The 12,059-nt window shown below is 30.9% G+C and carries 14 protein-coding genes; 13 read left to right on the forward strand and 1 reads right to left on the reverse strand.

The features are described from left to right. Window positions 1–104: 104 nt before the first annotated feature. The 13 genes from CLVI_RS02355 to CLVI_RS02415 all read left to right on the forward strand — a co-directional run bounded on the left by CLVI_RS02355 (window position 105) and on the right by CLVI_RS02415 (window position 11,656). On the forward strand, window positions 105–416 hold the full coding sequence (locus CLVI_RS02355) for a PadR family transcriptional regulator (RefSeq protein ID WP_106058507.1): 312 nt from the start codon (window positions 105–107) through the stop codon (window positions 414–416). 13 nt (window positions 417–429) lie between these two features. Continuing rightward, a complete protein-coding gene (locus CLVI_RS02360; protein ID WP_106058508.1) occupies window positions 430–945 on the forward strand; it encodes a DUF2812 domain-containing protein in 516 nt (171 codons plus the stop codon). Window positions 946–1,250: 305 nt separating this feature from the next. After that, window positions 1,251–4,805 (forward strand): chromosome segregation protein SMC, encoded by a 3,555-nt coding sequence (gene smc, locus CLVI_RS02365; protein WP_106058509.1) that lies wholly within the window; start codon window positions 1,251–1,253, stop codon window positions 4,803–4,805. 19 nt (window positions 4,806–4,824) lie between these two features. Then, window positions 4,825–5,736, forward strand: a complete 912-nt coding sequence (gene ftsY, locus CLVI_RS02370) for a signal recognition particle-docking protein FtsY (RefSeq protein WP_106058510.1) — start codon at window positions 4,825–4,827, stop codon at window positions 5,734–5,736. 82 nt (window positions 5,737–5,818) lie between these two features. Then, window positions 5,819–6,148 carry a putative DNA-binding protein gene (locus CLVI_RS02375; protein WP_106058511.1) on the forward strand — a complete coding sequence of 110 codons (330 nt, stop codon included), beginning with the start codon at window positions 5,819–5,821 and terminating at the stop codon, window positions 6,146–6,148. Window positions 6,149–6,167: 19 nt separating this feature from the next. Continuing rightward, window positions 6,168–7,523: a signal recognition particle protein gene (gene ffh / locus CLVI_RS02380; protein WP_106058512.1), complete on the forward strand. Its 1,356-nt coding sequence runs from the start codon at window positions 6,168–6,170 to the stop codon at window positions 7,521–7,523. A gap of 34 nt (window positions 7,524–7,557) precedes the next feature. Continuing rightward, a complete protein-coding gene (gene rpsP, locus CLVI_RS02385; protein WP_106058513.1) occupies window positions 7,558–7,803 on the forward strand; it encodes a 30S ribosomal protein S16 in 246 nt (81 codons plus the stop codon). Between the two features lie 49 nt (window positions 7,804–7,852). After that, window positions 7,853–8,080 (forward strand): KH domain-containing protein, encoded by a 228-nt coding sequence (locus CLVI_RS02390; RefSeq protein WP_106058514.1) that lies wholly within the window; start codon window positions 7,853–7,855, stop codon window positions 8,078–8,080. Between the two features lie 59 nt (window positions 8,081–8,139). Beyond that, window positions 8,140–8,637: a ribosome maturation factor RimM gene (gene rimM, locus CLVI_RS02395; RefSeq protein WP_106058515.1), complete on the forward strand. Its 498-nt coding sequence runs from the start codon at window positions 8,140–8,142 to the stop codon at window positions 8,635–8,637. Beyond that, window positions 8,627–9,343 (forward strand): tRNA (guanosine(37)-N1)-methyltransferase TrmD, encoded by a 717-nt coding sequence (gene trmD, locus CLVI_RS02400; protein ID WP_106058516.1) that lies wholly within the window; start codon window positions 8,627–8,629, stop codon window positions 9,341–9,343. The genes rimM and trmD overlap by 11 nt, the downstream gene beginning before the upstream one ends. Before the next feature lie 119 nt (window positions 9,344–9,462). Continuing rightward, window positions 9,463–9,810 (forward strand): 50S ribosomal protein L19, encoded by a 348-nt coding sequence (rplS, locus tag CLVI_RS02405; RefSeq protein WP_106058517.1) that lies wholly within the window; start codon window positions 9,463–9,465, stop codon window positions 9,808–9,810. 69 nt (window positions 9,811–9,879) lie between these two features. Further along, the gene (ylqF, locus tag CLVI_RS02410) at window positions 9,880–10,836 is read left to right on the forward strand and encodes a ribosome biogenesis GTPase YlqF (protein WP_106058518.1); all 957 of its coding nucleotides are present in this window, start codon (window positions 9,880–9,882) and stop codon (window positions 10,834–10,836) included. 1 nt (window position 10,837) lies between these two features. Continuing rightward, entirely contained in the window at window positions 10,838–11,656 is an 819-nt protein-coding gene (locus CLVI_RS02415; RefSeq protein ID WP_106058519.1) for a ribonuclease HII, read from the forward strand. 25 nt (window positions 11,657–11,681) lie between these two features. Here CLVI_RS02415 and CLVI_RS02420 read toward each other — a convergent pair whose 3' ends face one another. Continuing rightward, window positions 11,682–12,047 carry a YraN family protein gene (locus CLVI_RS02420; protein WP_106058520.1) on the reverse strand — a complete coding sequence of 122 codons (366 nt, stop codon included), beginning with the start codon at window positions 12,045–12,047 and terminating at the stop codon, window positions 11,682–11,684. Window positions 12,048–12,059: the final 12 nt, after the last annotated feature.

Raw genomic sequence — 12,059 nt, forward strand, 5'->3', positions numbered from 1 at the left:
TGTAGCTTCGGCTATGCTATTTTTTTAAAATATATTATTGACACATATATCGAGAGGTGATATATTATATATATCACCGGACGATAGATAGGAGGTCGATATATTTGGATAAAAGTATACCATTGACAGAAGCTTTATTTTATATTTTATTGGCGGTACGAACACCTAACCATGGATATGGGATTATTCAGGATGTAAGTGAAATGACAGTTGGAAGGGTCACATTAGGACCAGGAACCTTATATGGTGCTATTAATTCAATGCTTACAAAAGAATGGATCAGTTTATATAGTGAGGATAAGGAATCTAGAAAGAAAAAGGAATACCTGCTTACAAATATAGGCAAAGAAGTATTTCAAAATGAAGTCAAAAGGTTGAAGGAACTTGTGAAAAACTCAAAAAATATGGAAGATTAGGAGGTATAGATAAATGTTAAAATTCAAACTATATTATGACAAAGATGAAGAAGAAGATTGGTTAAGAACAATGTCTTTAAATGGATGGGCCTTCAAAAAATTCTTCCTTGGATTTTATACTTTTCAACAATGTGAGCCTGGAGAATACAGTTATCAGATAGATTTGCTTGATAATTGGAAGGGTGACAAGGAGGAGTATGCATCTTTTATGGAGGAGGCAGGAATAGAAGTTATAGGTCAGTGGTGGAGATGGGTATATTTACAGAAAAAAGCAGTGGACGGTCCTTTTGAAATGTATACAGATGTGGAATCGAAAATCGCTCAATACAGTAAGATTGAGAAATTTTTCAAAGTATTTTTAGCAGTAGAAATCATTATTTTCTTTATAGAGTTGGTGGGGACAATTACAACTGGTTCATATATTATTGGAATATTTACAGTAGTACTTGCGGTGATATCTTTTTCAATTTTAAAGTTAGTTTTAAAATGCAAACGGAAAATTCAGCAATTTAAACGTGAAGAAATATAGGAGTTGATATACAGAAAAATAACAGCACTTGCTTAGTAAAATAAGTAAGTGCTATTTTATATTAATTTTTAAATTTAATAGTGATTTTATGATGTTATTAAATTGCCTATCCACTAATATACTTTTCTTACTCAGATTTATTGAATTTTAACAACATTTACTATAAACTTAGATTATAAGAATGGAGTGATTATTTTGAGAAAAAAGAAAAGACAATTAATTATATATGTATTAGCGGCCTTAATGGCAATTAGTTTTATTATTGGATTAATTCCAAGTATATTTTAGTATGAGGAGTGGATTAGGTGTTTTTAAAATCTCTTGAAATAAGAGGGTTCAAATCCTTTGCTGATAAAACAGAATTGAAATTTAAAAAGGGAGTAACGGCAGTCGTTGGTCCTAATGGCAGTGGGAAAAGTAATATTTCTGATTCAGTTAGATGGGTACTTGGAGAACAGAGTGTAAAGACCTTAAGAGGCGGAAAGATGGAAGATGTTATTTTTGCTGGAACCCAGTATAGAAAAGCTGTGGGTCTTGCGCAAGTTTCATTGACCTTAGATAATGAAGATGGTACTTTGTCTACTGATTATAATGAAGTAACCGTTTCAAGAAGAATTTTTAGGTCGGGAGAAGCTGAATATTTAATAAATGGATCTAAATGTAGACTAAAAGATATTACTCAATTGTTTATGGATACTGGTATAGGTAAGGAAGGTTACTCATTAATTGGACAAGGTAAGATAGAAGCGATTTTAAGTGGAAAGACAGAGGAGAGAAGGGCACTTCTTGAAGAAGCTGCGGGAATTGTTAAATATAAATCTCGAAAAGAAGAAGCTGAGAAGAAACTCTCAAATACTGATGTAAATCTTATACGGATTAAAGATATAATATCTACCTACGAAGAGAGAATTGAGCCTTTAAAAATTGAAAGAGAAAAAGCTCTAGAATATACGGAAATTTCAAATGAGCTTAAAGAGAAGGAAGTTTCTTTATTAGTCTGCTTTATTAATGAAATAGAAGTAAATTTAAAAGATTCTGTTTATGAAGTAAATTCAAGGCAGAAAGATTTAAACAACAAGAAAAAAGAACTTCAAGAAAATAAAGATAAACTTAGAGACTTAGAGGAAAAAATAGAGAATATTAATAAAATTACAAGTGAAAAGAAGTTGGAGTATTATAATAGAAAAGAACTTATAGGTAAAATTAATAATGATATTGAAATATATAAGGAAAGAATAAATAATATAAATGCCAATATAGAAAAGAATGCTGACATTATACATGGAGTAAATATTAAGATAGATCTTTTGAAGGATGAAAAGTTAAAAGCAGAAAAGGATTTAAATGACAAAGCTGCTCAACAGGAATTAAAAGAAGTAGCAATAAAGGATTTAGAGGAGAAAAGCTTAGATTCAATTAATTCAATTTCTATTGCTGAAAATGAAATTAGAGATTTAAAAGAAGATGAATTTGAATTCTTAAGAGGGCAGTCAGATATTAAAAATGCTATTACTTTAATAAATAATGATTCTAAATTTAAGAAAGATAAGAAAGAATTATTTAATTTATCCTTATCCTCAACAGAAGAAAATATAAAGATTAATTTAGCTACATTAGAAGAAATCAAGGAAAGATTACAAGAGGACAATTCTTATGTTAAAGGCTTAGAATATGGAATACTTGAAAAGAAAAAAGAAACATCTATATTAAGTACAAATATAACAAAAAAATATTCAGAGGTTAATTTAGTTAATAAATCAATAAATCAATTAGAAGCTAATAAGACTATACTAACAAATCTTGAAAAGCATTATGAAGGATATAATAGATCTGTTAAGGTTCTGATGGAAAGAATTCAGACTGGAGCTATAAAACTGGCGGATGAGACTAAAGTAGTAGGAGAGATATTTAAGGTTAATAAGGATTATGAAACTGCTATTGAAATTGCACTAGGTGCAGGAATTTCTAATGTCATAACTGAAGATGAAAAAATTGCTAAAGATCTTATTAATTATTTAAAGAACAATCATTTGGGAAGAGCTACATTTTTACCTTTAAATAATATTAGAGGTAATAAGATTCAACTAGATAGTTATATTAAAAATATAGATGGATTTATAGGAATAGCCTCAGAGGTTATATCCTTTTCTGAAAAGTATGAAAAGGCAATTAATAACCTTTTAGGAAGAACTATTGTATGCAGGGATATGGATTCAGCATTAAACATATCTAAAAAAGGAAATAATAACTACAGAATAGTTACTTTGGCAGGTGAAATTATAACTCCAGGGGGAGCTTTAACTGGAGGTAGTATTCATGCTAAACACACTAATATACTTAGTAGAAAAAGAGAAATAGAGGAAATACATGAAAATCTTGAAAATAAGAAGCGAGAACTAGCAAAGATTTCAAACGAATTAGAAGCGTTAAAATTAAAACTTAAAACTTTAGATGAAGAAATGTTAAATAACAAAGATGAAGTTCACTTTAAAACTGTAGAAATTGCTAAAGCTGAAAGTCAACTTGGTTCATTAAAAAATGAAACACAAAAATTATCTTATAGCCTTGAAATCTCAAAGGGTGAAAAGAAGAGAAATGAAGAGGATATAGTGAGGTTAAATAAGGAATTAAAGAAAAAAGAATCTGAACTTTTAATTTTAAATGGGGAAACATTTTCAAATAAGGAAAAGGTTAAAAACCTAGAAAGTATTCTACAAACATCAAAGGGTGAAATTAGTCAGGATAGGGAAAAGTTAACCCAACTTAAGGTTAATAAGGGAGCAATAGATGAGATTCTTTTAAATAAAATAAGTGAAGTAGAACGTATTAAAATTGAGATAGAAGAAAACAATTCAAGCGTTTTTAAAATACTTAAAGAGAATGAAGAAAATAATAAAGGGATTAATAATTTAAACAGTGAAATCATATTAAAGTTCAAGGAGATAAAAGAATCACAGGAAATAGTAGAAACTTTAGAAAGTGCTTTTAAGGAAAAGGAATTTTCCAAAGAAAAATTTAAGGAAGATTTTAGAATAAAAGATAGTGTAATTAATGAATCCTTAGATATAATAAATAAAGAAGAGGCCGAGTTAAATAAAAGAGAACTTCAAAGGGCTAAAAATGAGATGGAAATGAATAATCTTTATACTAAACTAAATGAAGAACTTGGGTTAACCCTTGCAGAAGCAGTAGATATAGCTGTAGAGGTGAAGGATGCAAATAGTTTTAAAGATAATATAACAACGTTAAAAAGGAAGGTAACATCTTTAGGAATTGTAAATTTAGCCGCAATTGAAGAATATGAAGAGATTAAAGAAAAATACGAGTTTATGTCATCTCAACGGGAGGATCTAGAAAAAGCAGAAGCAGAACTACTCTCTGTTATAGGTGAAATGACTGATAAAATGAAAATTTTATTTAGAGATAATTTCAAAATTATTAATAAATACTTTAATGAAACCTTTAAGGAATTATTTAAAGGAGGGAATGCCGAGCTAATTCTTTCAGAAGGTGATGAACTTACTGCTAATATAGATATTAATGTGGAGCTTCCAGGAAAAAAACTCCAAAACATTAATCTAATGTCTGGTGGGGAAAAGGTATTATCTGCTATTGCATTATTATTTGCTATTTTAAAGATGAAGCCTACACCGTTTTGTATTTTAGATGAGATAGAAGCCGCCCTTGATGATGCTAATGTAAACAGATATGCTGAATTTTTAGTAGAGTTTTCAAAGAAAATACAATTTATAGTAATAACTCATAGAAAGGGAACTATGGAAGCCAGTGACTTAATGTATGGTGTTACTATGGAAGAAAAGGGAGTTTCAAAGGTTGTTTCAGTTAATTTAAACAGATAAAATTTAAGGAGGAAAAATAATGTTTGGTAATTTATTTGATAAACTAAAAGCCGGATTATCAAAGACTAGAGATGGTCTAACAGACAAAATAAATGAAGCTCTTAAGCTTGCAGTTACTATAGATGAAGATTTATATGAGGAAATTGAGGAAATACTTATAACATCAGATATAGGTATGGACACAACAATGGAAATAATAGAAAGACTTAGAAATAAAATTAGAAAAGAAAAAATTAATGATACTAATCAGGTTATTCCCACTTTGAAAAAGGTGATAAAAGAAATAATGCTACAGGGAACAGATGACGATAGTAAAGGCATTGACAAGAAAGTTATGCTAGTTATTGGTGTTAATGGAGTTGGTAAAACAACCTCTATAGGAAAATTAGCTGCTAAAAAAAAGGCTGAGGGTAAAAAAGTCTTATTAGTTGCTGCTGACACCTTTCGTGCTGCAGCCATTGAGCAACTTGAAATATGGAGCAATAGAGCTGGTGTTGATATGATAAGGCATGAAGAAGGCTCAGACCCTGCTGCAGTTGTATTTGATGGAATTCAAGCTGCTAAGGCTAGAAAAATAGACTTGCTTATATGTGATACTGCAGGAAGACTTCATAATAAGAAAAATCTTATGAATGAATTATCAAAGATTAATAGGATAATTGATAGGGGTTTCGGTGAAGAGAATAAAGAGATTCTATTAGTTTTAGATGGAACAACGGGTCAAAATGCTGTAATTCAAGCAAGACAATTTATGGAGGTATGTCCTATAGATGGGATTATACTTACAAAATTAGATGGAACTGCTAAGGGCGGAGTAGTAATATCTATTAAGAATAGTTTAAACATACCAGTTAGATATATTGGTGTAGGTGAAGGCGTGGATGATTTACAAGAATTTGATGCGGAAAGCTTTGCAGAGGCATTGTTTTAAAATTTATTAAGGTGTTAAGTAAAATTACTTGACACTATAAAGTAAATCTGATATTATATTTTTTGTAGGTAAGGTGATTATTATGGAAGATAGGGTTGAGATTTCACTATTAATGGATTTGTATAATCCGTTATTAACTGAGAAACAGTGTAACATTATGGATTTGTATTATAATGAGGATTTATCCTTGGCTGAAATTGCTGAACTTAACAAAACAAGCCGTCAAGCCATCCATGATTTAATAAAAAGATGTTACAAATTACTTACATCCTATGAAAGTAAGCTTAACTTACTTCAAAAGAGTATAAATCGTGAAAGTAAAATTGTAGATATTTTAAATAACTTAAAAGTTAAATATTCAATTAATGATGAAGAGTATGAAGAATTTAAGAACAAATTAGAGAATCTATAATAAGTATAGGAGGTTTAATATGGCTTTTGAAGGATTAGCAGAAAAACTTCAAGCTACCTTGAAGAAATTAAAAGGTAAAGGGAAGTTAAACGAAAAAGATATTAAAGAAGCTATGAGAGAAGTAAAGCTTGCTTTGTTAGAAGCCGATGTCAACTATAAGGTTGTAAAGAACTTTGTTTCTAATGTAAGTACTAAATGTGTTGGAGAAGAAGTATTACAAAGTTTAACTCCAGGGCAACAAGTAGTTAAGATAGTTAACGAAGAACTTACAAATCTTATGGGTGGAAGTCAAAGTAAACTAAATTACGCAAGCACAGGGCCGACTGTTATTATGCTAGTAGGACTTCAAGGTGCAGGTAAGACTACAATGTGTGGTAAGCTTGCTCTAGAACTTAGAAAGAATAATAAAAAGCCGCTACTTGTTGCATGCGATATTTATAGACCAGCAGCTATTAAACAGTTACAAGTTGTTGGAAACCAAATAGATATTCCAGTATTTTCTATGGGAGATAAAATTTCTCCAGTAGATATAGCAAAAGCTGCTATAAAACAAGGAAGAGAAGATGGTAATAATGTTATTATTATCGATACTGCTGGTAGGCTTCACATTGATGAGGAACTTATGCAGGAACTTAAAGATGTTAAGGAAGCAATAACTCCAGAGGAAATATTGTTGGTAGTTGATTCAATGACTGGTCAAGATGCGGTAAATGTTGCTGAAAGCTTTAATAATCAGCTTGATATAACAGGTGTAATCTTAACTAAACTTGATGGAGATACTAGAGGTGGTGCTGCACTATCAATTAGAAGCATTGCTGAAAAGCCAATAAAATTTGTAGGTGTTGGAGAGAAAATGAGTGACTTTGAGGTGTTCTATCCTGATAGGATGGCTTCAAGAATTTTAGGTATGGGAGATGTTTTATCTTTAATTGAAAAGGCTCAAGAATCTATTGATGAAAAAGAAGCTGGAGACTTAGCAAAAAAGATGATGAGTTCAGAACTGAATTTTGAGGACTATCTAACAGCAATGGAACAGATGAAGAAACTTGGACCTCTTGATAAACTTTTAGAGATGGTTCCAGGGCTTGATTCAAAGCAATTAGGTCAAGTTGACCTAGGGAAAAGTGAAAAGCAAATGTCAGGTGCTGAAGCTATTATTCACTCTATGACAATAAAGGAAAGACGTAATCCAACTCTAGTAATAGGCTCATCTTCAAGAAAGAAGAGAATAGCGCTAGGGTCAGGAACAACAATACAAGAAATCAATAAACTCATTAAAGGCTACGAGATGATGAAAAAGCAAATGAAGCAAATGAAATCATTGACTAAGAAGTCTAAAAAGGGAATGCTTGGTAAGATGCCTTTTATGAGTTAAATAGATAATAAACCTTTAAGGGGGTGAAAATATAATGGCAGTTAAAATAAGATTAAGAAGAATGGGTGCTCACAAAAATCCTTTTTATAGAATAGTAGTTGCTGATTCAAGAAGTCCAAGAGACGGAAGATTCATCGAAGAAATAGGATACTATAACCCAATAGCTACACCAATGGAACTTAAAGTAGATGAAGCAAAAGCTACTGAATGGTTAGGTAAGGGTGCACAAGCTACAGATGTAGTTAAGAGATTATTAAAGCAAGTAGGCCTTAACAAGTAATTTTTGGAGGTGATTTCTGCAAGGATTGTATAGTTCTTGCAGGTCTTATATGAAAGAATTAGTTGAAATCATAGCTAAAGCCCTAGTAGATCATCCTGAAGATGTGGAAGTTAATGAAGTTGTAACTGAACAATCAATTACCCTTCAGCTTAAGGTTGCATCTGACGATATGGGTAAGGTTATTGGAAAACAGGGGAGAACAGCGAAAGCTATTAGAACCGTAGTAAAGGCTGCATCAGTTAAGGAAGAAAAAAAGATATTAGTAGAAATAATCTAAAATTAAGAGTTAGGTATATCCTAACTCTTTTTGTACATTTAAAAGAATGAGGTGAGATTATGAGTGAACTTTTTAAAGTAGGGCAAATTGTTAATACACATGGAATTAAAGGTGAGGTTAAGGTGATGTCTTTAACTAGCAATCCTGAAAATTTTAAAAGATATAAATGTGTATTAGTTGAAGATAAATGGATGAATATATTAGGTGTGAAATTTCAAAAGGATAGGGTTATTCTTAAACTTGAAGGTATAGAAGATATGAATCAAGCTGAAACCTATAAGCAAAAGTATATTAGTGTTCAAAGGGACAAAGAACCTGAACTTGAGGCTGATACCTTTTATGTTACAGATTTAATAGGTTGCACAGTATATGATACTGAAGATGTTAATTTAGGTTTGGTTTTTGATGTGTTAGAAACTAAAAATAATGATGTTTATTGGATTAAAGAACCTAAAGAATTATTAATACCTGTTCTTAGGGATATAGTATTAGATGTAGTTATAGCAGAAAAAAGAATTCTAATTAAACCAGTAAGGGAATGGCAGGATGAAGATTAGTATTTTAACTCTTTTTCCTGATATGTTTTCTATATTTAACAACTCAATTATAGGAAGAGCAAGAGAAAATGAGCTTGTTAAAATAGAATGTATAAATATACGTGACTATACTTTAAGCAAACACAAAAAGGTAGATGATTCTCCTTATGGTGGTGGCGCTGGAATGGTTATGGGGCCACAACCTATAGTGGATTCTATTAAGGCCTCAAAAATACATAACAAAGGTAAAGTTATTTTTCTAGGCCCTAGAGGTGAGACATTTAATCAGAAAATGGCAAGTGAACTTTCAAAGGAAAAAGAATTGATTTTTTTATGTGGCCATTATGAAGGCATAGACGAGAGGGTGTATGGACATATTGATATGGAGATATCCCTAGGAGACTTTATTGTCACCGGTGGTGAAATGGCAGCTATTCCGGTTATAGATTCTATTTTACGACTAGTACCTGGCGTTCTTGGTAAGGAAGAGAGCTTTATGGAGGAATCCTATTCTGAAGGTCTATTAGAATATCCTCAATATACTAGGCCCGAAGAATACGAAGGCCATAAGGTTCCTCAAATACTTTTATCGGGACACCATGAAAATATTAGAAAATGGAGAAGGAAGAAATCTCTTTTAATTACGAAAGAAAGACGACACGATCTTTATAAGAAAATTGTTCTTTCTAAGGAAGATTTAAAGATACTTAATGATGAAAAATTGTAAAATATTCTTGCATTAAGGGATTTCCTATGATAAAATAAAATTTGTGCTAGTACTGGCGATCCTCTACTGAACAAGGCTTTGGTATGAACGTCAAAATTATTTTTAAGGAGGACTACACGATGAATGAAATTATAAGAGCTATAGAGCAAGAACAAATAAGAACTGATCTACCTAGTTTTAACGTTGGAGACACTGTAAAAGTATACGTTAAAATTAAAGAAGGTGCTAGAGAAAGAGTTCAAATGTTCGAGGGTACTGTTATTAAGAAGCAAAATGGTGGTTGTAGAGAAACTTTCACTGTAAGAAGAATTGCTCTTGGTACAGCAGTTGAAAGAACATTCCCAATACATGCTCCAATTATCGAAAAGATAGAAATATCTAGAAAAGGTAGAGTAAGAAGAGCTCACTTAGGATACTTAAGAGCAAGAGTAGGTAAGGCAGCTAAGGTTAGAGAATTATTAAGATAATACTTTAACAGAACTTGAGGACTTCTTTGAAGTCCTCTTTTTTATTATAAAAATTTAGGAGGAACAACAATGGCTATTAATTGGTTTCCAGGCCATATGAAAAAAACCCAAAGAGAAATTAAAGAAAATTTAAAGTTAGTTGACGCAATTATTGAAGTTAGAGATGCAAGAATACCAAGCAGTTCAGCTAACCCTGATATAGAAAAATTAGTTGAAGATAAACCAAGGATTATTCTCTTAAACAAAAGTGATTTAACTGAAAAAAAAGTTACAACTGAATGGATTAAATCATTGTCATTAAGCAATGTAAAAGTGCTAGAAGTAAATTGTTTAACAGGAGTGGGGCTAAATGCTATAAAGCCGGCTTTGCTTGAACTATTGAAGGAAAAACATGATAGGTTGAGAAAAAAAGGACTAGTTAATATAACAACTCGGGCAATGGTTGTTGGGATACCTAATTGCGGTAAATCTACTTTCATTAATAAAATGGCTAGAAAAAGTATTGCTAAAACTGGTGATAGACCAGGTGTTACTAAGAGCAAGCAATGGATTAAAACCTCTATGGGAATTGAACTTTTAGATACGCCAGGGGTTTTGTGGCCAAGATTTGAAGATGAAGAAACTGCCTTAAATTTAGCTTTTACAGGTGGAATTAAAGATGAAGTTATGGATATAGAAGAGCTTGCATATAAGCTTGTAGTAAGACTTCAAACTTTTTATCCGGAAAAATTAATTGAAAGATATAAGCTTGATGAGGTTTTTGAAAATCCTATGGATATTCTTGATGCTATTGCAATAAAGAGAGGTTGTATAATGCGTGGGAAAGAGATAGATTATACAAGAATTGCAGTATTGCTTCTAGATGAATTTAGAGGTGGTAAGATAGGCAATATTACCTTGGAAAGACCGAAAAAAGAAGAATGTAAAGAAGAGAAAGAAAAACATATAGAAGAACACATAGAAGAGAAAGAAGAACGTAAAGAAGAACATATAGAAGAGAAAGAAGAAAATAAAGAGGAGAATTAAAATGGATTTATTTACGGAGGACATAGCTTTAAAAAGTCATAAAGCTATTAAGGATAGTGTAGATAATATAAGTTTAAATGAAGGATTAGATAATAATAAACTGAATGTTTTAATTAATATATTAAAAAATGATGGTAGAAAGAATGTTATAGCTCTTGGAACAAAACTCCAAAGAAGCAAGGATAAGATTATAAAGGAAATAGAACGGGTTAAAACTATGTATAACTTTGACAAATCCTTTGGAGACTATAAATATGTAGCAGGAGTTGATGAAGTAGGCAGAGGACCCCTTGCAGGACCTATAGTGGCTTGTGCTGTGATATTAGATATTAGTACCTTAGAAGAAGAACTGATTTTGGGTATTAATGATTCGAAAAAAGTTTCAGAGAAGAAAAGAGAAGAACTTTCTATAATTATTAAAGAGAAAGCATTGGCATATAATATTTCAGTATCTTCAAATGAAGAAATTGATAATAAGGGAATAGCATATTCTAATAATAAAATATTCCTTGAAGCTTGTAATTCTATGGCAATTATTCCGGAATTAGTTCTATCTGATGGTTATTTAGTTAAGGGAATTCAAATAGAAAATAAGGCTGTAATAAAAGGTGATACAAAAAGTGCTTGTATTGCTGCTGCATCTATAGTGGCTAAAGTATATAGAGATAATTTAATGAAGGAATATGCCAAACAATATCCTCAATATCATTTTGAAGATAATGTTGGCTATGGAACTAGCAAACATATTGAATGCTTAAAAAAATATGGACCCTGTTCCATTCATAGAATGAGTTTTTTAACAAAAATATTACAATTTTAGAAGTAGGCTTTTAGCTTACTTTTTTTTATCTAAAGGCATCATTTATATGATTAATTTTATAGCTGTCATCATGATAATTTAAACTAATCTCAATAACATCAAAACGAACATTGCAATTATATAAACTATGTTTATATATAAAGTAAGAAGCAATCAGCTTAATTGTATTTTGCTTTGAAAATGTCACTCCATCTAGGGGAATACCGTAAAGACGATTATATCTTGTTTTAACTTCAGTAAATACAATTATATCCTCTACTCTAGATACAATATCTATCTCACCTTTTTTTATTCTAAAATTATTCGTTAGGATAATATGTTTAATCTTTTTCAAGTAATCTGTTGCCAATTGTTCTCCATAGTTTCCTATATTTTTGTTTTCACTATGCATTTTATCACCTCA

It is taken from the genome of Clostridium vincentii, assembly GCF_002995745.1.
GTDB classification, from domain to species: domain Bacteria; phylum Bacillota; class Clostridia; order Clostridiales; family Clostridiaceae; genus Clostridium; species Clostridium vincentii.